The organism is Arthrobacter sp. ov407 (assembly GCF_900102895.1).
GTDB lineage: Bacteria > Actinomycetota > Actinomycetes > Actinomycetales > Micrococcaceae > Arthrobacter.
Genome location: NZ_FNGD01000019.1, coordinates 1 through 23274 on the forward strand (window position 1 = coordinate 1; position 23274 = coordinate 23274).

General features: G+C 65.0%; 20 protein-coding genes. 12 read left to right on the forward strand and 8 right to left on the reverse strand.

The window, feature by feature from the left end; genetic code table 11:
* Nucleotides 1-100: 100 nt before the first annotated feature.
* Nucleotides 101-1309, forward strand: coding sequence for a DDE-type integrase/transposase/recombinase (locus BLS42_RS18735; protein WP_090581216.1), 1209 nt, complete (start codon nucleotides 101-103; stop codon nucleotides 1307-1309).
* Nucleotides 1310-1448: 139 nt separating this feature from the next.
* Here BLS42_RS18735 and BLS42_RS18740 read toward each other — a convergent pair whose 3' ends face one another.
* The 5 genes from BLS42_RS18740 to BLS42_RS18755 form a co-directional block, all read right to left on the reverse strand.
* The gene (locus BLS42_RS18740; RefSeq protein WP_090583856.1) at nucleotides 1449-3176 is read right to left on the reverse strand and encodes a thiamine pyrophosphate-dependent enzyme; all 1728 of its coding nucleotides are present in this window, start codon (nucleotides 3174-3176) and stop codon (nucleotides 1449-1451) included.
* A gap of 299 nt (nucleotides 3177-3475) precedes the next feature.
* Nucleotides 3476-4990, reverse strand: a complete 1515-nt coding sequence (locus BLS42_RS18745) for an amino acid permease (protein ID WP_090583858.1) — start codon at nucleotides 4988-4990, stop codon at nucleotides 3476-3478.
* 74 nt (nucleotides 4991-5064) lie between these two features.
* A complete protein-coding gene (locus BLS42_RS18750) occupies nucleotides 5065-5997 on the reverse strand; it encodes a glutaminase (protein WP_090583859.1) in 933 nt (310 codons plus the stop codon).
* Nucleotides 5994-6317: a helix-turn-helix domain-containing protein gene (locus BLS42_RS20680; protein ID WP_256336575.1), complete on the reverse strand. Its 324-nt coding sequence runs from the start codon at nucleotides 6315-6317 to the stop codon at nucleotides 5994-5996. Before BLS42_RS20680 ends, BLS42_RS18750 begins: the two co-directional genes overlap by 4 nt.
* Nucleotides 6217-7593 carry a hypothetical protein gene (locus BLS42_RS18755; RefSeq protein WP_256336577.1) on the reverse strand — a complete coding sequence of 459 codons (1377 nt, stop codon included), beginning with the start codon at nucleotides 7591-7593 and terminating at the stop codon, nucleotides 6217-6219. Before BLS42_RS18755 ends, BLS42_RS20680 begins: the two co-directional genes overlap by 101 nt.
* A 469-nt stretch (nucleotides 7594-8062) precedes the next feature.
* Here BLS42_RS18755 and BLS42_RS18760 point away from each other — a divergent pair, with 469 nt between their 5' ends.
* From BLS42_RS18760 to BLS42_RS18795, 8 genes are all read left to right on the forward strand, one after another.
* Nucleotides 8063-9343, forward strand: coding sequence for an extracellular solute-binding protein (locus BLS42_RS18760; RefSeq protein WP_090583861.1), 1281 nt, complete (start codon nucleotides 8063-8065; stop codon nucleotides 9341-9343).
* A gap of 79 nt (nucleotides 9344-9422) precedes the next feature.
* Nucleotides 9423-10310 (forward strand): carbohydrate ABC transporter permease, encoded by an 888-nt coding sequence (locus BLS42_RS18765; protein ID WP_090583862.1) that lies wholly within the window; start codon nucleotides 9423-9425, stop codon nucleotides 10308-10310.
* Nucleotides 10310-11299, forward strand: a complete 990-nt coding sequence (locus BLS42_RS18770) for a carbohydrate ABC transporter permease (RefSeq protein ID WP_256336578.1) — start codon at nucleotides 10310-10312, stop codon at nucleotides 11297-11299. Before BLS42_RS18765 ends, BLS42_RS18770 begins: the two co-directional genes overlap by 1 nt.
* A gap of 27 nt (nucleotides 11300-11326) precedes the next feature.
* The gene (locus BLS42_RS18775; RefSeq protein ID WP_256336579.1) at nucleotides 11327-12760 is read left to right on the forward strand and encodes a right-handed parallel beta-helix repeat-containing protein; all 1434 of its coding nucleotides are present in this window, start codon (nucleotides 11327-11329) and stop codon (nucleotides 12758-12760) included.
* Between the two features lie 15 nt (nucleotides 12761-12775).
* Nucleotides 12776-13870, forward strand: a complete 1095-nt coding sequence (locus tag BLS42_RS18780) for a LacI family DNA-binding transcriptional regulator (RefSeq protein WP_090583864.1) — start codon at nucleotides 12776-12778, stop codon at nucleotides 13868-13870.
* Nucleotides 13871-13920: 50 nt separating this feature from the next.
* A complete protein-coding gene (locus BLS42_RS18785) occupies nucleotides 13921-14856 on the forward strand; it encodes a carbohydrate kinase family protein (RefSeq protein ID WP_090583866.1) in 936 nt (311 codons plus the stop codon).
* 10 nt (nucleotides 14857-14866) lie between these two features.
* On the forward strand, nucleotides 14867-16423 hold the full coding sequence (locus BLS42_RS18790) for a glycoside hydrolase family 32 protein (RefSeq protein WP_090583868.1): 1557 nt from the start codon (nucleotides 14867-14869) through the stop codon (nucleotides 16421-16423).
* A 132-nt stretch (nucleotides 16424-16555) separates the two neighbouring features.
* Nucleotides 16556-17503 (forward strand): MBL fold metallo-hydrolase, encoded by a 948-nt coding sequence (locus BLS42_RS18795; protein WP_090583869.1) that lies wholly within the window; start codon nucleotides 16556-16558, stop codon nucleotides 17501-17503.
* A gap of 49 nt (nucleotides 17504-17552) precedes the next feature.
* On the opposite strand, the gene BLS42_RS18800 is transcribed toward BLS42_RS18795, so the two are convergent.
* Nucleotides 17553-17786, reverse strand: a complete 234-nt coding sequence (locus BLS42_RS18800) for a hypothetical protein (RefSeq protein ID WP_090583871.1) — start codon at nucleotides 17784-17786, stop codon at nucleotides 17553-17555.
* A 242-nt stretch (nucleotides 17787-18028) separates the two neighbouring features.
* Between BLS42_RS18800 and BLS42_RS18805 the strand changes: the two genes are divergently transcribed.
* Nucleotides 18029-18634 carry a DnaJ family domain-containing protein gene (locus BLS42_RS18805; protein WP_090583872.1) on the forward strand — a complete coding sequence of 202 codons (606 nt, stop codon included), beginning with the start codon at nucleotides 18029-18031 and terminating at the stop codon, nucleotides 18632-18634.
* Between the two features lie 25 nt (nucleotides 18635-18659).
* On the forward strand, nucleotides 18660-19556 hold the full coding sequence (locus BLS42_RS18810) for an SDR family oxidoreductase (RefSeq protein ID WP_090583874.1): 897 nt from the start codon (nucleotides 18660-18662) through the stop codon (nucleotides 19554-19556).
* Between the two features lie 32 nt (nucleotides 19557-19588).
* Here the strand turns inward: BLS42_RS18810 and BLS42_RS18815 are convergent, their stop codons facing one another.
* Nucleotides 19589-20947, reverse strand: coding sequence for a permease prefix domain 1-containing protein (locus BLS42_RS18815; protein WP_090583875.1), 1359 nt, complete (start codon nucleotides 20945-20947; stop codon nucleotides 19589-19591).
* Nucleotides 20938-21300, reverse strand: coding sequence for a PadR family transcriptional regulator (locus tag BLS42_RS18820; RefSeq protein WP_090583876.1), 363 nt, complete (start codon nucleotides 21298-21300; stop codon nucleotides 20938-20940). The genes BLS42_RS18815 and BLS42_RS18820 overlap by 10 nt, the downstream gene beginning before the upstream one ends.
* Nucleotides 21301-21678: 378 nt before the next feature.
* On the opposite strand from BLS42_RS18820, the gene BLS42_RS18825 reads away from it, so the two are divergent.
* Nucleotides 21679-23160, forward strand: coding sequence for a purine-cytosine permease family protein (locus BLS42_RS18825; protein WP_090583877.1), 1482 nt, complete (start codon nucleotides 21679-21681; stop codon nucleotides 23158-23160).
* Nucleotides 23161-23274 lie beyond the last annotated feature (114 nt).

Sequence of the window (23274 nt, forward strand, 5' to 3'; positions counted from 1 at the left end):
ACTATTGAGTCTCATGACTTAATGGACATTTCTGTCTCAAGACATCGTGGACAGTGTGTCTCAGGACATCGTGGACACTCGGACCGGTTTTGCTCGGGTCATGAGCAAAATGCACCCCGATATCAAGATCCGGCATTTGGTGGCGACATGGCCTGACGACGCCGAGAGGGGTGCGGTTTCACGGTTCTGCCGGCGTCATAAGGTGTCCCGGGCCTGGTTTTACAAGGTCCGGGCCGCGGCTGCCGCCGTGGGGCCGATCAGAGCCATGGGAACGGCCTCGACCAGGCCGGCGGCCAGCCCGGCTAAGGTCGATGCCTCGATGGCGGAACTGGCTCTCGCGACCCGGGAGTCCCTGAAGAGCCTCGGCTATGACCACGGACCGCTGAGCGTCGCCGCAAAACTGCGACGCCAGGGGGTCCGTCCGCCATCACGTGCCACCTTGGCCCGGATCTTTACCCGGGCGGGAGTCGTGGTCCCGGAACCGGGGAAGAAACCCCGCAGCGCCTACCAAAGATTCGTCTATCCGGAACCCAACGGGTGCTGGCAGATCGACTCCACGCAGTGGCTGCTGGCCGGCGGAGCCACGGTGGCCATTTTCCAGCTCATCGATGATCATTCCCGCCTGGCACTGGCATCTCTGGTCGCAGACGCAGAGACATCCGAGGCGGCCCTCCGGGTGGTGCGAATAGCTATCGATCGCCACGGAGTGCCCCAAAAGTTCCTGTCGGACAACGGGGCAGCGTTCAATCCCACGCGGAGGGGCCGCACCGGGGCCCTGGTGGAATACCTCAAAACCCTCGGCGTCGTGCCGATCACCGGCAAACCCTACAAACCCACCACCCAGGGCAAGAACGAACGCTTCCACCGGACCCTGCACACCTACCTGAACCGCCATCCCCGGGCCGGGACCATCGCCGAGCTACAGGCCCGTGTCGATGTCTTCGACACGTACTACAACACCGAGCGTGAACACCAGGCGCTGCCGCCCGGCACGACCCCGGCCGAGGCCTGGAACGCCACCGCGACAGCCCTGCCGCCAGAGCCCCCGACCCCCGAAACCCGCAAACCCGCACCCCGCCAGAGCGTGCAACGGAAGGTGGGGCGTCAGGGCGAAGTCACCGTCATCGGAATGCACTTCTACATCGGAACGAACCACGCAGGAGAACAGATCCACATCCTCTACGACGACGAAACCATCATGTTCTTCGACGCCCGCGGAACGGAAATCATCCAACACCCGCGCCCGCCCAAGGGAACCGTCTACATCAGCCGCAACGGCCCCACCAAGCAGCCGTCCACGAAGTCCTGAGACATGAACTGTCCACGATCAGTTGAGACATGAAGTGTCAACGATGAGGTGAGACATCACAACGCCGAATGACGACCAGGACTGATAGCGCAACCGGGTGTTACTAGGTCTTCCGTGGGCAATCTAGTCAGGGCGGAATCTAGTAGGCCTTGACCCGTTGTTCGACGACGAGGTGGACCAGGGCGAACACGCCGTCCCGGTCGATGGCGGCCAAGGCAGCCTCCAGGGCGGCCGGCACGTCCTTGTCCTCGGTGACCGTGATGCCGAAACCGCCGAACGCCCGGGCCATCATGCCGAAATTGGGGTTCTTCAGCTGGGTCCCCGACACCCGGGACGGGTAGTGGCGTTCCTGGTGGGTGCGGATGGTGCCGTACTCCTGGTTGTCCATCACGATGATGAGCGGCGTGGCTCCGTACTGGGCGGCCGTGGCGAGCTCCTGCCCGTTCATGAGGAATTCCCCGTCGCCGGCGATGGTGACCACCCGCCGCTCCGGGCTGGCCAGCGAGGCGGCGATGGCCGAGGGCACCGAGTACCCCATGGAGCCGTTCCGGGCGCTGATCATCGAGGCGTAGCGCCGGGTGGGGAAGTACCGGTGCGCCCAGTTGGTGTGCTCGCCCGCCCCGAACGTCACCATGGCGTCCTCCGGCAGCAGCGGCACGAGGTTCGCCATCAGCGTGTCCATCTTCGCGGGCCCGTCGCCCGGGGCCGACGGCGGCAGGCTGGCGAAGGACTGCTGCTCGGCGCGCATCCGGGCCGTCCACGCCTTCCATTCCTCCTTGACGGGCAAGTCGATGTTCACCAGATCCCGGACGAAAGCCTCCGGCTTGGCCAGAATCTGGCGGGAGACCGGGCCGGAGCGGCCGCGCAGCGAGGGATCGATGCTGACCAGGAAGTTCTTCTTGTTCCAGTCCTGCCGGCAGACAAAGCCGTCCGTGATCACGTCCCCCGGGACCGTCCCGACGAAAACGAGCAGATCGGTTTCCTCCAGGAGATCGTACGTGGGCCGGGGCCGGCCGTAGCCGATCGGTCCCACATAGCTGGGGGAGTCGAAGGAGACGGTCCCCTGCGTGCGCCATTCCGCCGCGGCCGGGATATGGTGCTTCTCGAGCCACCGGGTGAGCTCCCCGGCTGCTTCCTGGGTCCAGTCGTTCCCGCCGGTGACAAAGAGCGGCTTTCTGGCCTGTGCCAGGGCTTCGGCGAGGGCGCCGGCATCCGTGCTGCTCATCCCGCCTGCAGCCACCGGGATGGGCGGGTGCAGGGCCGGATCAATCTGGACGCGGATGATGTCCTCCGGCAGGCCCACCACCACTGGCCCGGGACGGCCGCTCATGGCCGCGAACATTGCCTCCGCGACGATCTCGGAGGCCCGCTCGGGGTGGTCGAGGACCATCACGCGTTTGGCGCCCGTGTCGAACCACGCCTTGATGTCGAACTCCTGGAACGCCTCACGGTCCCGGTGCGCAAACGGAATCAGCCCGACAAAGAGCAGCATCGGCGTGGAGTCCTGCCAGGCGGTGTGCAGGCCCACGTGGGCGTTCGCAGCCCCGGGTCCCCGGGTGACCATGGCGACGCCGGGGCGCTGGTTCATCTTGCCGTCGGCCTCGGCCATGTACGCGGCGCCGCCCTCGTGTCGGCAGACTACAGTTTCGATGTCCGAGCCGTGCAGCCCGTCGAGGACGTCCAGGAAGCTTTCCCCCGGGACAACAAAGGTGCGTTCCACCCCGTGCGCCATGAGCGAATCAACAATCACGTGGCCGGCGGACCTGAGGGTGCTGGCGCCGTTGACGTTGTCCAAGATGGCCGCTGGGGCCGTCTGCAGGGGTTTGATGGTGTCGCCTTCAACTGGGTGCGTGTCGGTTGCGGTCATTGTGGATGCAGACTCCGTTTTCATCACTACTTGTCTTCTTAGGTTGGTTGGCGGGCATGGCATGTCCGCTGAAGTCAGCGGAGCGGTTGGTGGTGCCTAGTCTGTTTCCGGTCCGGTACAGAAGAAGCAGCCGTCTTCGCAACTGTCGTTCGACGCCGGCGGCTTGCCATTGTTTGCGGCTGGCGGGTCGAGTTCCTGCAGCGTGCTAGTTCGGCCGGGACTTAGCGGGTTTCGTGGCTTCATGGAGGCTTTCACGTTGTGTGTCGGGTTGTGGGACTAGTCGGCAAAGAGATGTTCGATTAGCGAATTGGAGTCCGGTTGGCCAGCACGGGCGCGGCGCCCGTGAAGCCGTCGCGGGTTTCGGCGATGTCGTGGATCTGTTTCCGGCAGGCGTACCAGCCGCCTACCATCAGCGCGCAGGCCACCAGGGTCACCAGCAGCGTGAGCGGGGAGTCGATGAAGACCATGACGAGCACGCCGAGCAGGAATACCAGGGAGAGGTACCCGGTGTAGGGGGCTCCGAACATCCGGAAAGAGGGGCGCTCAAGCCAGCCCTTGTCTGCCCACCGTTTGAGCTGGATCTGGCAGAGCACGATGGTGGCCCAGGTGACGACGATGCCTACGGCGGCGACGTTCAGGACGATCTCGAACGCCTGGCCGGGGACCAGGTAGTTCAGCGGGACCCCGAGGAGGGAGACGCCGGCGGTGATGGCGATGCCGCCGTAGGGGACGCCGGCCTTGTTCATCCGCTGGGCGAACTTCGGGGCCGATCCGGCCACTGACATGGAACGCAGGATGCGGCCGGTGGAGTATAGACCGGCGTTCAGCGAGGACAGGGCGGCCGTGAGGACCACGAGGTTCATGATGACGTCCACGCCCTGGATACCAATGGATCCGAAGAACGTCACAAACGGGCTGACGCCTTTTTCATACGAGGTGTAGGGCAGCAGCAGGGCGAGCAGAATGACCGAGCCGACGTAGAAGACGGCGATCCGGAAGACCACGGAGTTGATGGCCTTGGGCATGATCCTTTCGGGGTTTTCGGTTTCGCCGGCGGCGGTACCGATCAGTTCGATCGAGGCGTAGGCGAACAGCACGCCCTGCATGAGGATGATCATGGGCAGCAGGCCGTTGGGGAAGAGGCCGCCATTGTCGGTGATGAGACTGAATCCGACTTCCTGGCCTTCCACGGGGGTGCCGAACATGACGAAGTAGGTGCCGACCAACAGGAACGCGACGAGGGCCGCGACCTTGATCAGGGCGAACCAGAACTCGAGCTCGCCGAACACCTTGACGGAGACGAGGTTGAGGCAGAGGACCACGACGAGGGCGATCAGCGCCCACGCCCACTGCGGTACGGCCCCCATCCAGGGGATGTATTTACCGAAGAAGTTCATGTAGAGGGCCGCGGCGGTGATGTCCACGATGGTGGTGGTGGCCCAGTTGATCCAATAGAACCAGCCGGAGATGAACGCGGCTTTCTCTCCGTAGAATTCGCGGGCGTAGGACACGAACGATCCTGACGAGGGCCGGTGCAGCACCAGTTCGCCCAGGGCGCGCAGGATCAGGAACGCGAAGAAGCCGCAGACAGCGTAGGCGATGACCAGTGACGGGCCTGCCGCGTTGAGCCGGCCGCCGGCGCCCAGGAACAGGCCGGTTCCGATGGCCCCGCCGATCGCGATCATCTGGATCTGCCGGGGCTTCAGGCTCTTGTGATAGCCCGAGTCCTCCGCGTGGATCAGGGCATCCGAAGCGTGGGCGTGGCCGCCATCGGCCTGGTACAAGCCAACCTCGTCATTGGGGTTGTTGGACATGGGTGTTCCTTTCGATCTGTCAGAGATCTAAATGGGGTTCTGGAGGGAGATTGTGGGGACAGCCGGGCGTCAGATCAGAAAATCGACCACCCGGTCCGGTCGGACAGGTCAGCGAGAGCCGCCGTGCCTGCCAGGGAATTTCCTTTGGAATCCAGCCGCGGGCTCCAGACGCAGATGGCGCACTCGCCGGGGACGATCGCCAGGATGCCGCCGCCTACACCGCTTTTCCCCGGAAGTCCCACGCGGTAGGCAAACTCGCCGGCTGCGTCATACATGCCGCAGGTCAGCATGATGGAGCCGATGCGCTTGGCCTCGCTCCTGGAGATCACCGCGCCTTGTACTCCACGACCATCCTGCGCGAGGAAAAGACCCGCCTTGGCGACTTCCACGCAGGTCATCATGATTGAGCACTGCCTGACGTAGTTCTCGACCACTGCCTGTGCGGGCCGCCGCAGGTTGCCGAATTCCTTCAGGAAGTGGGCGAGGGCCAGGTTGCGGCTGCTGCTGGAGAGTTCACTCCTTGCGGCGATCTCGTCGATGAAAGGACCCGGTTGACCGACCTGGCCGGTGAGGAAACGCAGGACCTGAGCGGCGGCGTCGGGAGATCTTTCCATCAGATGGTCGGTGACCACCAGGGCGCCCGAGTTGATGAAGGGGTTCCGCGGGATCCCGTGCTCGACTTCAAGCTGGACCAGGGAGTTGAAGGAGGTCCCTGACGGCTCGCGCAGGACCCTGGACCACAACGAGCCGGAGTCATCGGCGCTGAGGGCCATCGCCAGCGTGAAGACCTTGGAGATGCTCTGGATGGAGAACGGGAGGTCGGCGTCGCCGGAACTGAATACTTCCCCGGACGTCGTGGCAACCGCTATGCCGAAACGGTCGAACGGCGGGGACTGCAGGTGGGGAATGTTTGCTGGAACTGACCCAGCTTCCGTCCGGGGCCGGTGGCTGCGGACAATGTCATCCAGTAGTAGGCCAAGCGGCGGCGAATCAAGTGTTGTCATCATTTCTGGCCCACGTGCTCCTTCTGCGTGCCGGCCCATTCCTGCACATGCAGCAGCGCGACCAGCGAATGGCGGGGATTGCCGAAGTCCAGGTCGGTGATCCGGCTGACCTTGCCGATCCGGTAGTAGACGGTGTTCTTATGCAGCTGCATCCGCTTGGCGCACTCGGCCACGTCGAGTGACGCGTCGAAGAAGGCACGCAGGGTTACGGCCAGTTCCGCGTCATCCCGGAGCAGGGCCCAGAGGCTGCGGTGCCGGAAGGCCGCCGTCGTAAAGTTCTCCACGGCGTCGTGGAAGAGGATCTCGGCTTCGAAGTCGTCCACCTCGGCCACCGGGGCTTCGCCGGACCGGCGCATGCAGGCCAGCAGCGCTTCGGATATTCCGGTCACTGAATGGATGGAGAGCAGATCGGGGACGGTGGGGCCGACGGCGGCAAAGGTGCTGATGCCGAGGTGTTTGCTGGCGTCCCTGACGATTGCCTCGGCCACGCTCCGCAGCCCGGCCCCCGGCGTTGGCGGACTGGAGCCCGGGAAGGATCACGGCGGTGTCGCCGTGAAACTGCCCCACAATGGCCGAGGGTTTGTAGGCGGCCGCATGGATGGAAGCGAGGTTGGCCAGCTCGCCGTGTTTGAGTGCGGCGTCGTCCTCCTGGGCTTCGGACGCCGACAGGCCAACCAGGATCAGGGCAGCGGGACGGTCCGCTGGGATCTTCTCGCTGTGCGCGCTCGCCGCCGCCTCCGCGGGACCCGAAAGGAGGCGCACGATCCGGTCCTCGCGCATGTGCACGGACTGCTGGTTGCGGTACCGGATCAGCTCGGCGGAGGCCCGCGCGGCCGAGCCGGTGAGCACGTAGTCGACGTCGTCGCCGAAGCCGGCACCGGTTTCCTGGAGCCAGATGTAGCCCATGATGCGGTCGCCGGCGAACAGGCTGATGGCGACGCGCTCCCGCAGGCCGTCCTGGGGCCGGGCGGGAACCCGGACCGGCAGGCGCGTCCGGTGCAGCTCGCGGTAGGCGCCGAGGTCCTTGAGCAGGAGTTCGTATTTGCGCGGCCCGCGCCGGGCCAGGATCGAGGCCTTGCGCAGTTCGTCAATGGCGTTGGTGACCGTGGAGTAGGCCAGGACCTTGTTGGCGGCGTCCTCGATCACCACGTGGCTGGAGGTCAGGCGGGCCGTGGTCTGGGCGATGGCGAAGAGGTCTTCTTCGAGCAGGGTCAGTACTTCGCTCTGGTAGCTGGGCGGCTGGATCCGGTCCTTGGCGATGGACAGTAGGCGGTCCCAGTCTGCCGCCGGGTCCACCAGCAGCAGGCCTGTTCCGGCGGCGCGCAGCAGCTCTGCCGCTTCCGCCAGTTCCTCCTGGCTGCCCTTGACGGCCAAGACCAGGGGAGGGCTTTTCAGGAGGCGCCGCACTGCCGGCAAGGCGGAGCGTCCGCGCACGCCGATCAGCAGGACAAACGCAGACCCGCCGTCGTAAGTTTCGTCGTCGGCGTCAACGATCAGAAAGCGTTCGATCGCCGCGTCCGTGCGGGACGGCCGGAGCATCAGGCTGGCGAAACCGAGGGGGAGATCCGCGAGGATGTCGTCCACTGTAGCTGCGGCCATGGGCTTCCTTCTGACATTGGCACCCGCCCGGACTGCTTTGTCCGGACACACCTCATGCTATCCAGCGGCCATCGCCGAAAGTATGGAAAAGTTCCTAGATTACGCGGCCCGTTTTAGGTCTGCGGACCAAGGCGCACGCCGCAGGAGTGCCGCGACGGCCGACGTCACCGTGTTCGCCGCGGCCTGGCGTGGACAAGGGCGGTCGTGGCCACGACGTGCCACGACGTGAAGGGTCGTTGCCAAAAACTGCCAAATCCGCCAATTGGTGCAAAAACGTTTCCTCAAGCAGCTGGGCCTCACCTTACGGCTGCTGCCAGTGGGGCTGTCAATAGCGAAGACTTGTTTGGTGTGACGCTTGACACGCCGAATCGGAATTCCTTACTCTGGGTGCCAAGTCGTTTTAGCAAAACGATTTTTCAACCCCATTCGATCTCTGAGTTTCCGTTCAAGAGAAAGGGAGCCGACAGCGATGTCCTCTCGAAAAGCGATCTCCAGGCTTGCCGGCATTGGCAGCCTTTCCACGGCTGTCCTGCTGGCCGCCACCGGCTGCGGGGCTGGGGGCCCAGCAGCCGCCCCAGGCAACGCCACCTCGGCCGTCACCGTCCTCGTCGAGGCCGGTGGCCACGCCGAACTCGCCGGAGTGGCAGAAAAGTGCAAGGCCGAAACCGGCCTTGAAACAACCTTCGTTGAACTGCCCTACGACGGGCTCTTCAATCGGCTTTCCAGCGAATTCTCCTCCGGAAGCGTCTCCTTTGACGTCGCAGCCCTGGACTCCGTCTGGCTGCCGAACTTCAAAGATGCTGTCCAGCCGATCGACGAGCTGTTCACCGCCGAGGCCAAGAAAGACATCTTTCCGGCCCTCGTGAAGGAAGCCCAGGTGGACGGGCACTTCATCGGCATGCCGGCCTGGACGAACTCCGAAATCATCCTGTACCGCAAGGACCTGTTTGAGGACGCCAAGAACAAGGCGGACTTCAAGGCCAAGTACGGGTACGACCTCGCCGCGCCCACCACGTGGAAGCAGTACAAAGAGATATCCGAATTCTTCACGAAGGACGGAATGTACGGCACCGATGTCAAGGGCGCCGTGGAGACCGAATGGATGGCGCACGTGCTCCAGGCGGGCTCGCCGATGGTTCTTGATGCCAACAACAACGTCATCATCGACAACGCCGCCCACAAGGAAGCCCTCGACTTCTACACCAGCCTGGTCAAGTCCGCCCCGACAGGCGCGGCCCAGGTGGACTGGGCAGCGGCACAGAACCTGTTCAACCAGGGCAAGACGGCGATGACCCGGTTCTGGGCCCACGCCTACCGCCAGATCCCCAAGGATGCTCCTGTATTCGGGAAGGTGGGCACCGCGGCCATGATCGGCGGATCCGCCGGGGTCGCCGGCATCCCCGGTCCTTGGTACCTCTCCGTCCCGAAGGCCACCAAGAACGCCGAGAACGCCAAGAAGTTCATCAAGTGCGCCTACGACCACAACGACCTCGGGATCGAGTCCACCCTGGGCCTCGCCGCGCGCATGTCGGCCTTCGAGAAGTACCAGGACAAGCCCGGCTACGAAAGCTTCAAGCCCCTGATCCAGACCCTGAGCGCCGACGCCACGGCCACCCGCCCCTCCACCGCGAAGTGGCAGCAGATCGTTGACACCGTACTGGTGCCGACGCTGCAGAAGGCAGTTGCCGGTGGGGACACCGCCGCGCTGCTCGCCGAGGCCAAGAAAAAGGTCCAGGACCTGATCAAGTAAGCCCTTCGTGGCCGGCGCCCGCCTGGAGCGGTGCCGGCCACGAAGATCCACCAAGTGTCACCGAACAAAAGAGACTCCCGTGCGTATCCCTGATCGCCGCTTCGCGCTTCTCCTGATGGCCCCGGCAGCCGTGTTCCTCGCCGTGTTTGTCGCCTACCCACTGGTCCGGCTCGTCACCGACAGCTTCTTCAAGATTTCCCCGATCGTGGGCGGTTCCCGGGAATTCATCGGCCTCGCGAACTATGCCGAGGCGTTCTCCTCCGAGGCATTCACGTCCGCCGGATGGCGGACCCTTGCCTACACACTGATCGTCGTCAGCCTTGAATTCGCTCTCGGCCTGGGCATGGCCCTGCTGTTCACCATGCTGGGCAAGCAGTCGCAGGTCTGGCGTACGTTCTTCCTCTACCCGCTCATGATCGCCCCGATTGTGGCCGGCCTGCTGTGGAAGTTCCTCATGATCGATAACTTCGGGCTCGTGGGAACCCTGCTGCACCAGGCAGGAATCCTGTCCGACCCGAACCAGATCGGTTGGCTGTCTGATCCCTCGATCGTCCTCTTCTCCGTCGCGATTCCGGACATCTGGCTGACGACGTCGTTCATGTGCCTGGTGCTCTTCGCCGGCCTCCAGAACATCCCCGGGGACCTGATCGAGGCGGCGCGGCTCGACGGCGCCAAGGCACCGTCGCTGCTGTTCCGGATCATCCTGCCGCTGCTGCGGCCCGTGATCGCCGTGGCGCTGGTGGTCCGCGGGATCGACGCCGCCCGGGCCTTCGATACCATCCTCATCCAAACTAACGGCGGGCCCGACTCCGCCTCCGAGACCATGAGCCTGCTGATCTACCGGACCATGATTCGCTTCGGCGATCCCGGCCTGGCTAGCGCCATGGGCACCATCTACCTGATCGCCATGCTTGCCGTCGCCTTCGTGGCCGTGACAACCATCTGGCGACCCGGAAAGGACAGCTGATGAGCGCCCAATCCACCACCAAGCCCGACGCCGGCCAGCCGGCAACGGACTACCGCCCCCGTCACTCGGGTTTCGTCTCCGCCGCGTCCCATCTTGGTACCGCCGGGCAGCCCGCGCCGGAACTCACCCGGAAACGCCGGAGCCGGAACAGGGAAGGTCTCGAAGCCGGCAGGCGCAGCACCCGGACGCTGCTGTGGATCATCCTCGCCGCAGCCCTTGTGGTCTACGGGTTCCCGTTCGTGTACCTGGTCCTGACCTCCTTCAAGACCCCGATCGACACGATCGCCGTCCCGCCCACCATCCTGCCCAGGGAGTGGACGCTGGAGAACTACACGTCGGCCCTCGGCCGCAGCGGTGTGCTTGCGTCCATGATCAACAGCGTCCAGACGGCGGTGATCAGCACCCTGCTCTCGCTGGTCCTCGCAGTCCCGGCCGCCTACGGCATCACCCGGTACAAGACTCCCAGCGGGCAGGTCTTCATCATGGCCGCCCTGGTCACCCGGATGGTCCCGCCGGTCGCCATCGGCATTCCGTTGGCGTCCATGATGGCCTCCGCGGGCCTGGCGGACACGCCGATTGCCCTGGCGATCGCGCACACCACGATTTCGCTGCCGCTCTCCATTTGGCTTATGGCCAGCTTCTTCGAGGCCGTGCCCAGGGATCTCGAGGAGGCAGCCACGGTCGACGGCTGCAGCCGGCTCGGCGCCCTCTGGCGGGTGGTGATCCCGGTGGTCTCCGGCGGCATCGCGGTCACCGCGATCTTCGCCTTCCTCGCGTCCTGGAACGAGTTCCTCTTCGCCCTCTTGATGACCGCGGTCCGCTCGCAGACCACACCGGTGGTCATCGCCAACTTCCAGACCCAGTTCGGACTGGACTGGGGATCCATGACCGCACTGGCGGCCGTGTTCTCGATCCCCGTCATCCTTCTCACTCTTCTCTTGCAGCGCAAGATCGTCGCAGGCATGACGCTCGGCGCCGTCAAGGGCTGAGAAACCACAGCACAAAGGGAAGATCCTATGTCAAGCAACAACTGCTACGACGTGACTACGTGGCCCGTCGGCAATCCGTCCGAGGACGTCGGTGAAGTAATCAACAGCATCATCGCCGACATCAAGGACCGGCAGACGGTCACCGATGCGAACAATGGAGGAAAGCCGGGCGCGGTGATCTACATTCCGCCCGGGGACTACCACCTTCGTACGCAGGTGGTGATCGACGTCAGCTTCCTCAGGATCCATGGCTCGGGACACGGCTTTACGTCATCGAGCATCCGGTTCAACGTTCCCGAAGACGAATGGCCCGACTTGCATGAGCTGTGGCCCGGAGGGAGTCGCATTCTCGTCGACATTCCCCTCGGCGGAGACGGGGAGGAATCCAAGGGAGCCGCCTTCTACGTTGAGCGAAGCGGGAGCCCGCGGATCAGCTCGGTCGAGTTCTCCAACTTCTGCATCGACGGGTTGCACTTCAACTCGGATGGCTCGGGGATGCATCCGGAGAACACCTACGTCAACGGCAAGACCGGTATCTATGTCGCGAACGCCAATGACTCATTCCGCGTAACCGGCATGGGGTTTGTCTACCTTGAGAACGCTCTCACTATCTACAACGCAGACGCGCTTTCCGTTCACGACAACTTCATCGCTGAATGCGGAAGCTGCATCGAGCTGCGCGGGTGGGGACAGGCATCAAAGATCACCGACAACTTGGTCGGAGCAGGCTTCAAGGGTCACTCGATCTACGCCGAGAACCATGGCGGGCTCCTGATAACCGCGAACAACGTCTTCCCCCGTGGTGCGAGCAGCGTCCATCTCGACGGCGTCACGCGTTCAAGCGTCACCAACAACCGTTTGCATTCGTTCTACCCTGGGATGCTGATTCTCGCAGCGAATAGTTCGGAGAACCTCGTGGCCACGAATCACTTCTTGCGTGACCATGAGCCCTGGACGCCCTTCCTGGGAGTCGACAACGGACTGAACGACCTCTACGGACTTCTCTGTGTCAGCGGCAGCAACAACTCTGTCGTCGGCAACCACTTCTCCCAGATCATCGACTCACAGAGCATCCGGCCGACAGGTGCGACGCCTGTCATCATCCGGCTGATGGCGGGGGTTGGCAACTTCGTCTCCAACAACCACGTGGTGGCGATGGACGTTCACTCCAAGTCAAGTGACTCCTGCTTCTCGGCTCAGGTGGACGCTCTGTTGACGACCGAGGCTTCGGATGGCCTTGCCGTTACGGCCGTCATGGTCGATTCCGAATCAGCTCGGAACACGATCCTTGACTCCGGAAGTGACGCCCAAGTTATCGCAGATAGGGCTGCTAACGCCTTTAGGGCCACACCCACGGTCGGTTTCCAGGCGGCACAGGCACTTGTGGCCCAGCAACCCGCTGGCCGGAGCACGGGCTCTGGGACGAAAAAGCCGCGCGTAGAATCAGCAACAAGACCATGAGGACGTGGGAGATCAATGACTAACAAAGCAATCGGCATCAAGGACGTAGCAGCCGCCGCCGGTGTTTCTGTCACCACGGTCTCCCACGTTCTCAACGACGTGGCCTACGCCCGCGTCGGCACCGAGACCAGGGAACGGGTCCAGGAGGTCGCCCGGCGGCTGGGGTACGGGCCCAACCGGCTGGCGCAGGCACTGCGGACACAGCGCTCCGGGATGATCGGGTTCATCAGCGAGGAAATCGCCACCACGCCGCATGCCGGCAGGATCATCCTGGGCGCCGAAGAGACCGCCCGGGCCCACGGGTACAACATCATGATCATCAACGCCGCAAGCACCGGCTCCGTGGACACCCGCGAACAGGATGTTGCGGCGTTGCTGGACCGCCAGGTGGACGGCGTCCTCTACGCCACGATGTACCACCGCAAACTCAGCGTCCCCAAGAACCTGACAGGCCTTCCCGCCGTGCTGGTCGACTCCGAGGACATCAGCCAGGCCGTTTGTTCGGTGATTCCGGACGAAGAAGGTGGGGCGCGGGCCGCCGTCCAGACACTGATCGACGCCGGACACACCCGGATCGGCATGATCAACAACACCGACGACGTTCCCGCCACCCACTCACGCCTGACTGCCTTCAAGAAGACCCTCGCCGACGCCGGTCTGCCGTTCCACCCGGAGCTGGTCCAGTCCGAGCACTCGGAAGTGATCGGCGGATACGAGGCAGCGGTGCGGCTCCTCAGCCCCGGGAGCCGGCCGACTGCCGTGTTCTGCTACAACGACCGGATGGCCATGGGCGCCTACCGTGCGGCCGGCGAGCTCGGACTGCACATCCCGGCGGATCTCTCGATCGTCGGGTTCGACAACCAGCAACTCATCGCAGAAAATCTCTACCCTGGGCTGACCACAGTGGCCTTGCCCCACTATGAAATGGGGGCCTGGGCCACCAGGAATCTCATCGCCGCGATCGAAGGCAAGACAGACCTGACCCTGTTCGCCGCCCACCCGACCGTTCTTCCCTGTCCCATGGTTCTTCGCGATTCCGTCGCCTCCCCAAAACCTAAGGGCGCTTCGAGTAGAGCAGCACCGGACTCAGCTACACGCGCCAACGCCTGACCTCGAGCGCGTCCAATAGAGGACGCGCCCAACCTTCCAAGGACCACAAAATGCGCAGCACCCCAGTTCCCCCCTGCCCTGAAACGGATGTCGTCGTCGTCGGGGAATCCCTCATCGACATCATCGAGACCCCTGGCGGTGCCGCCGAATTTCCCGGCGGATCCGGCATGAATGTCGCCTACGGGCTGGGCCGGCTCGGGGTCAACACCGCGTTGCTCACCGCTTTGGGGCCGGACGAGCACGGTAGGCGCATCCACGAGCACCTGGCCGCCGCCGGGGTCCGGATCATGCCTGGTGCGGAACGGCTGCCCCGCACCTCCCGGGCCACCGCCGTCCTGGACGGGGCAGGCGCCGCACGCTACGACTTCGACCTCGAATGGTCCCTTCCCCGGATCGATCCGACTTTCCTGCCGAAGGCCCTGCACACCGGCTCGCTGGCCGCGTTCCTGCAGCCGGGCGCCCAACGCGTGCTGAACTTGCTTGAGCTGTTCTACGGTCAGTGCCTTATCACCTATGACCCGAACATCCGCCCGGCGCTCCTGGGTAGCCATGGGCAGGCCCTGGCCTGGTTTGAGGAATTTGCCGCCATGTCCACTGTTGTGAAACTCAGCGACGAGGACGCCGAATGGCTCTACCCCGGGCAATCGGCCCCAGAGGTCAGCTCCAGGATCCTGGACCTCGGCGCCGCACTGGCCGTGGTCACCGTGGGAGAAGACGGATCCCACCTGCGCTCTGCAATTGCCGCGGTGGACATCCCGGCGGCCCCGGCAGCCGTGGTGGACACCGTGGGTGCCGGCGACGCCTACATGGCGTCGCTGATCGCAGGGCTCATCAGCGACGCGCCAGCGCGTTTCGACTCCGAGGACCTGGCCCGCCTGGGCGGCACGGCCGCCCGCGCGGCGGCCATCACGGTGGGACGAAGCGGTGCAAACCCGCCGTCCAGCGCCGAACTCCTGGCAGCCCTTACCCTGACCCCGACTTCGTGAAAGAACAGCGATGACCGAGACACAGACACTGAGTGGAACTGCCGTGGACGGCCAGCCCGTGCCCGGCCGACCCGTCCTGCATTACACCGCGAAGAACACCTGGCTGAACGACCCCAACGGGCTCGTCTTTTCGGAGGGGACTTACCACCTCTTCTACCAGAACAACCCGCACGGCAACGTCTGGGGCAACATGTCCTGGGGCCACGCAACCTCCCGGAACCTTGTGTCCTGGGCCGAACATCCGGTCGCCATTGCCGCCGACGCCGATGAGGACGTTTTTTCGGGCAGCATCGTGATCGACACCGCAAACACCTCCGGACTCGGCACCGCTGACGCCCCGCCGTGGGTGGCGGTCTACACAAGCGCGTACAAGGAGGGCTCACCCCGGGCCGGGACCCAGGCCCAGTCACTGGCCTACAGCGCCGACCAGGGCATGACCTGGACGAAGTTCGCGGGTAACCCGGTCCTGAGCCGGTCCACCGCCAACTTCCGCGATCCCAAGGTCTTTTGGTACGACGGCGACCGCGGAGGGTACTGGGTCATGGTCGCGGTCGAAGCCCACGACCACACCGTCCTCCTGTACCGCTCCGGCAACCTCCGGGAGTGGGAATACCTGAGCGAGTTCGGCCCGGCCCACGCCACCGGAGGGGAATGGGAATGCCCGGACCTCTTTGCCCTGCCCGTGGACGGCAACGCCGGCATGGTCAAGTGGGTCCTGACGGTCAATATCAATCCGGGCGCCGTCGCCGGCGGCTCAGGCGGCCAGTACTTCATCGGCGAGTTCGACGGCGTTCGCTTCACCGCGGATCACCTCCTGGCTGCCGCGCCAGCCCCGGGCGCTTCGGCGCCGACACTGCGCGACTACCAGTGGCTCGACTGGGGAAGGGATTACTACGCGGCAGTGTCCTTCAGCAACGCCCCGGACAACCGGCGCATCGTGATCGGTTGGATGAGCAACTGGGACTATGCAAACCAGACGCCCACCGGCCCCTGGCGGTCAGCGATGTCGCTCGCACGGGAACTGAGCCTGGCCATGGTCGGCGGCCGGCCGCAGCTCATTCAGAAGCCGGTCCTGCCGGACCTGGCGGAGTCCCAGGGCAGGGTCTTTGGACTTGCTACTGCCGTGACGGTGGAGGATTCCTCGCGCCCCGTGCACAGCTCCTCGTCCGGCGAGGCCCTGATCATCCGGGCGGAATTCCTGGCGGGTACCGCCCGCCGCTTTGGTCTGGACTTCCGCGAAACCGGGCCCGCCGGCGAGGTCACGGGCCAGACGACGCTGCGTTATGACGCGGCCGGCGGGGACCTGGCAGTGGACCGAACAGGCTCCGGCAACGCGGGCTTCCATCCGCTGTTTCCGTCCGTCGAGTCCTGCCCGGTGACCCTTCGCGACGGCGTGCTGGCCCTGGAGATCGTGCTGGATCACTGCTCCGTGGAAGTGTTTGCCCAGCACGGTGAGAGCACCATTACGGATCTGGTCTTTCCGGCCCCCGGCGGCCGAACCGTCTGCCTCGTGGCGGACGGCGGGGACGTCACCCTGAGCAAACTGTCCGTCGTCGCCATCGGTTGAGGCGCGTCCGGTACCGTCGTGTCGGCGCGGCCTGTGCCGGCGCCGCCGGAACCGGTCATCATGGAGTGGTGGTGCGGCGGACCCGACGTCCGCCGCACCCCGCCACCAGAGCTGACGCACACAGGAGAACGCATGGACACGCCCCCGGAGCTGATCGACTTCACCGCAGGCGTCTCAGAACCCAGTGGTCTTGACGTTTCCTGGATCCACGGATCAGAATCCGCGAAGCACAACACGGACCCGGACATCCAGGTCCACGCCTACGATGACCACACGTTCATCCTGCGCCAGAACATGGCGGTCAACTACGAGGCCCCGTTCATGTTCCTGCTGTTCGGCAACGCCCGGGCCGTGCTCATCGATACCGGCGCCACCGCGTCCGCGGACTTCTTCCCCCTGCGCCGCGTTGTCGACGGCCTCGTGGACACGTGGCTGGCCGCGCATCCCCGCGACGGCTACCGGCTCCTTATCCTCCACACTCATCCGCATGGCGACCATGTTGCGGGCGACGCCCAGTTCGCCGGCCGCCCCGGCACAGTTGTGGTGGACGCGGACCGGGACAGCGCGTGGGAATTCTTCGGATTCACAGGAGCTTCCGGTGCTTCCGGCGACGACGGCGGCGAGTTTGGCGACGACGGCGACGGCGGGTTTGGCGGCGGAGCCGCTCTGCCGGCACAGGTGGATTTGGGCGGACGCGTCCTGGAGTGCTGGCCCAGCCCGGGGCACCACAACGCGGCGGTCACGTTCTACGATCCCCACACCGGGTTCCTCCTCACCGGAGACACGGTCTATCCCGGCCGGCTGTACATCCAGGACTGGGCCGCGTTTGTCCGCACCATCGACCGGCTGATCGGGTTCTGCAGCACGCACCCCGTCACCCACGTCCTGGGCTGCCACATCGAAATGTCGCGGGAGCCCGGCGTCGACTATCCGATCTTCACCGCCTACCAACCCGACGAACCGCCGCTGCAGATGACCGTCGAGCAACTCCAGGAGATCCGCCGGGCCATCGACGAGGTGGGCGGAAGCCCCGGCCGGCACGTGTTCCCCGGCTTCATCCTCTGCCTCGAAGGGGCCTGAGGCGGCAGCCGACCCTTAGCCCTCGCCCTGTGGCCTAGTGCCTTGCCCTCTAGTGCATTGCGATGTTTTCCGCGTCCTCGGGCCCGACGAAGTTGCACGAGCCGGGGTGGCGCACGGGCAAGGTGCAGGTGCGCCCGGTCGGCAGGTGGACGTTGGCGCACCGTCCCGTCATGGCCACGTCTTCGCGGACATGGGTGACGTGCGTGCTGCTCTGGTCCTGTGCCGCTTGCTCGCGGCTGGTTTGTTGGGGGCTTCCGGACGCGCTGTGGTCTTGGCTGTTCACGGCTGCAACTCCTCGGGATCTGCGGTGCAGAAGGGGACGGGAAAGGTGCTTAGTTCTATCCGAAGTCCCCAGTTTCGCACAAGTGGGTTAACACTGGGTTGCGGGAGTGTAAGGATCCCGTCTCGACGCGGGCTGGCCACGCCCTGAGCGACACCGCTGCACAGGCCTTTTGCCACCGCCCGGCTGTTCCGCATACTGGAAAGCAGATCCGCGATTCTGGCAGGCGAGGACGGAGGTGGCTGATGAGCAGCGGCGTAAGTGGGTCCGGCAGCGCGTTCCGGCGCCGGGTGGAGCGTGCCGCGGAACTCCGGGCGGTGCGGACCTCGGGCAGCACCGCCCAGGAGAACGACGAGCTCAACGCCGCCGACGAAGAGCTGCGGCAAAAGCGCGCCAAAGTAGACGACGCGGCCAAGGCCGAGTACCTGATCCGGGACGCCATGGCGCAGGGCAAGTTCGACAACCTCAAGTACGCCGGCAAACCCATTCCTGGGCTGGGCGATGCGTATGACCCCGACTGGTGGGTTAAAGGCCTGATCCAGCGGGAAAACATCTCCGGCCTGGGCCCGAAGGCGATCCTGCTCCGCAGCGAGGACGCTGAGCTTGATGCCCGGCTCGATGCGCAGTTCAGCGAAAAACAGGTCCGCGAGATCGTGGAGGATTTCAACGCCCGGGTGATCGACGCCCGGCGGCAGCTTCAGGGCGGGCCGCCGGTGATCACCAAGACGCGCGACGTCGACGTCGAACTGGACCGCTGGCGGGGGCGCCGGGCCGCCGCGGCAGCCGCTGCCCCGCCGGAACCGGAACCTAGTCGGTCCTGGTGGCGGCGGCTCTGGAACGGGTCCGACTAGGCGAGAGAATTTTTAGGAGAAGACAATGTCTGAACAGGAACCTGTCCTGGTAGTGGGCGCCACGGGATGGCTCGGCGGCCAGGTCGTCGACCGGCTTCTTGCCCGGGGTAAGAAGGTGCGCGCGCTTGTACGCCCGGCCTCGAATGCGGCCAAACTCGAGGCCAAGGGCGTCGAGATAGCCCGCGGCGATATGCTCGACCTCGATTCGCTCGTCGTCGCGATGACCGGCACCGCGGCGGTGATCACGACGGCGGCCGGTTACACCGGGAAGAACAAGAACGCCTACGAGATCGACACGCGCGGCAACGCCAATCTCGCCATTGCCGCCGGCAAAGCCGGGGTGTCGCGCTTCGTGCTGACTAGCATCCTCACGAGTGACCAGACACCCAACGTGCCGCATTTCTGGCACAAGAAGCTCGCCGAGGACAAGCTGGAAGAACTCGGCGTCCCCTTCGTCGCGCTCCGTCCTGGGGCATTTTTCGACCAGATCGCCAAGATAGGCGGTGACCCGTTCGAGAAGGGTCGCATCATCTGGCTCGGCTCCGGGAGCGTCCCGCTGACGTTCGTCTTGACCAGCGACCTCGCGACCTATCTCGCGGAAGCAGTCGACGCGGACATCGCCGACGGGGAACGCATCGATCTGGGCTGGACGCGCCCGATCAGCATGCGCGAAGCCGCCGCTCTGGCGTCACGGTTGACGGGCAAGAAAATCAGGGTCCTGTCCATGCCCACCGGACTTCTCCGCGCCGCAGGCAAGATTGGCGGAAAATCTGCCCCGCGCATGAGCGACATGGGAGCCATGGCGGCCTGGTTCGACAGCGGCCGATACGTGGCCAACACGAGCCGCCAGGGAGAGCTTTTCGGTCCCGTGCCCACGCCGGAAGACGCCATCGCCCGCTTCGCCGGCGGGCTAGGCCACTGAGGGGCGCCGCTGGCTCTTGAGAGGCGGGCTGATCAGACGAAGCCGAAGATGGGCGGGAAGATCACGACGACGACCGCTGCCCAGGCGCCGTAGGCCGGCAGGTAGCGCGTTTGCCAGCGCTCGACCGCAGCAAACGGAAGCCGGCCGCGCAGGAATTCGACGGCGAGCCAGGCCGCGCGCAACAGGTGCACCAGCAGCAGCAGGTTCAGGCCGAGCGCGGCGATCTTGTTGGGGCTGGAGCCGAATTCGGCGATACGGGTCAGCATCGCGGCCAGCATCACGGCATCGACCGCAAGGGCCGCGATGACGAGGACCAACTGCAGAGCATCGAACAGCCCGGGAGGGGCGAGTGGGTCGCGGGCGGAAATCGAATAGAGCAGCAGGCAGAGGACGAGCACGAGGATCGCGTCCATGAGGATGAGCAGGTTGCGGTCGATGCCGGCGACGCCGCCCGCGGCGGCAAGCACGGCCAGGAGGACCAGCAGCATGGCAATGGTCAGGGGCGTGAATACGCGGGTGAGGACGGGGGCGATATTTTCCACGACCTGCTGCTTGGCTTCGACGAGCCAGGCGGCGACCACGAGAGCCCCTGGCACCGCGAACGGCAGGATCCATTCCTCCAGGACCGGTTGGAAGTCGGCGCCAATGCCCCGGAGGGTCGCGAGTGTGAGGGCGATCAGGACTGCGCCGCCCAACGCCAGCAGCGTGTAGTAGATCGCGAGCTCGCCGGTAAATCGGACAAAGTCCATGCGTCGCTTGTCGGACCGCCACCTGCCGCCGACGTAGGCCACCCCGGTCAGCAGCCACAGGATGACAGGGGCGTGCAGGGCCGCGAGCATCCCGGTGGCGCCGCCGGGGGCGAACGGGTAAAGGTTGAGCGCGACCGCCAGTGCGGCAAACGGGACGGTCAGTGTCGCCGCCACCGCCGCGGTGAAGCGCCGCTTCCACGCGAAGTACGCGGCCAGGAAGGGGAAGACGAGCAGGCCCAGGTTGCGCATCAGGGCCGCGCCGTCGTCGATCCAGGCAGAGCCGGCCTTGACCGCCACACCGGCGCCGACCGCGAGTGTGAGAACGACGGCCAGCTCGCGCCATCGGGACGCGTCGGTGTTGTCGGAGCCCTCCGGCACCAGGACGAGCTGCTTCCACAGCCGCTCGGAGTGCTCGCGGGCAAATTCGCGTGAGACGGCGTCGAGGTTGCCCAGGCGCTTGATGGCGACGAGGAAGGCCTCCTCGTCATCGAGCCCGGTCGCCTGCCGGTCGGCTATTTGCTCGCGCAGGTGGTCCTCCAGCTCGTCGACGTCGGCGGGGGAGATCGCCCGGTTCCGCTGAACGTATCCGCGCCACCGGTCGATCTGGGCCTCCAGCTCAGCGTGGGGCGCCGTCACGCCCATCCCTCCCGCGCGGCTGAGGGCCCTTGAGCGGTGTGCCACACCTGCCGCAGAGCGTCTGCGACGACGGTCCACTGCTCCTGGCGGTCGGCGAGGGCGTCCAGGCCCGCCGGCGTGATTGTGTAGTGCTTGCGCCGGCGCCCGGCGTCGGACGTACCCCACAGCGAGGATACGTAACCGAGCCGCTCGAGCCGGTGCAGCAGCGGGTAGAGCATTCCGTCGGTCCACTGCATGCCGCCGCCCGAGAGTTCACTGACCCGCTTGAGGATTGCGTAGCCGTACAGGTCGCCGTCCGCAAGGATACCCAGCACAAGTGGCGTGGCTGAAGCGGCGACCAAGTCCTTATCAATGCGCACTGCGCCTCCTATACCTAGAACTGAAAGGTATCAAACGTAGTAGCTCTAGGTATATAGGTCCTGGACGTCGAAACGTCCGCCTCCCTGTCTAGCGAGGGGGGCTGCTGGTCAGCGCCTGGTTCGGGAAGGACGCGCCGGCCCGCGATAGGAGACGCGAGTAGCAGGGCTGGCCGGCGCCGAAGCCGCCGGAAACCTCCCCAGTCGCCGGAAAGTTCCGGCGAGCTCGCAGGCTTCCGGCGATTTCGCGGACCGGGGAGGGCCGGCTAGTTGTCTGAAATTCCGGACGGGGATTGGAACTTCGCCGTGATGCAGCTCACGCGCCGTGCTCAGATGTACTCACGACTTCGTCAGGATCCATTCTCAATGTGAGGAATAGTCATGCAGGCCACTACAAAAACCGGAACAGGAGAGCCGCGCGTCGAGCGCCGCTCCATTGACTTCGTCCCGGAACACGAACGTCACGGGTCACCGGCGCAGCAATTCACCCTATGGTTCGGCGCGAACATGCAGATCACGGCAATTGTGGACGGAGCGCTGGCGGTGCTTTTCGGCGCCGATGCCCTGTGGGCGATCCTCGGACTGCTCGTCGGCAACCTCCTCGGCGGGGCCGTCATGGCACTGCACGCGGCGCAGGGACCCAAGCTTGGCCTCCCGCAGATGATCTCCAGCCGTGCGCAGTTCGGCGTCCTGGGAGCAGTGATCCCCTTGGTGCTGGTCATCATCATGTATCTCGGCTTCGCGGCCACCGGAACTGTTCTGGCGGGGCAGGCCGTAGAGCAGATCACGCACACCGGAACTCCGGCCGTGGGCATGGTCATCTTCGGGGCCTTGACCGTGCTGGTGGCGACCCTGGGCTACAAATACATCCACCTGATGGGCCGGATTTCGACCGTGGTCGGCGTCCTTGGCTTCACCTACCTGGGCATCAGGCTTCTCGCCAGCCACGACGTCGGCGCGCTGCTCAGCTCCGGTGGCTTCGAATTTCCCACGTTCCTCCTTGCCGTCTCCCTCGGGGCCGGGTGGCAGCTGACGTACGGCCCATACGTCGCCGACTATTCCCGATACCTGCCGTCTGGCACTCCGCCCCGCCGAACTTTCCTCGCCGCGTTCTTCGGTACGGTGCTTGGATCGCAGTGGTCCATGACGCTCGGCGCCCTGTTCGCTGCCCTGGCGCTACCCAAGGGCCAGCGGTTTCTCGACGGTCAGGTGGCCTTCCTTGGCAACCTCAGCGGCGGCGGGCTGATCGCCGTCGTCATTTACTTGGTGATCGTGACTGGCAAACTGACCGTCAACACCCTCAACGCCTACGGCGGATACATGACGATGCTGACCTCCGTAACAGCGTTCACGCGCAAATCGACGGCGCCATCCCGGACCCGGTTGGTCTACGTGATCGCCTTCATCGGGCTCTCCGTCCTCATCGCGGTACTGGCTTCGCCGGACTTCATCGCCAACTTCAAGAACTTCGTCCTGCTCCTGCTCATGGTTTTCATTCCTTGGAGCTCGATCAACCTCGTGGACTACTACCTCGTCTCCAAGGAAAAGGTGGACATCCCTGCGCTGTACGATCCTGACGGCCGGTACGGGCGATGGAACAAGACCGCGCTACTCTCCTACGCCGTCGGCATTCTTGTCCAGATTCCGTTCCTCGCCCAGACGCTCTACACGGGACCGATGACCAAGATGCTCGGTGGCGCCGACATCTCCTGGCTGGTGGGCCTGGTGGTCACCGCTCTCGTGTTTTATCCGCTCGCCAAGCGAAGCTCGAAGGCACCGGCGCACATGATCTACCCGTCCGACGCCGGTCCGCTTGCCACTGCCCCGGCCCGCGAACCGTTTGAGGACGCCCCCGTGTCCTGAACGGGGACGCACTGAATGGCCAAGCTCCCCTGGTGGCACCGTGTTCGCCGGAAACCTGCCCGTTCGCCGGAAAGTTCCGGCGAGCTCGCAGGTTTCCGGCGAATTCGCGGGCAG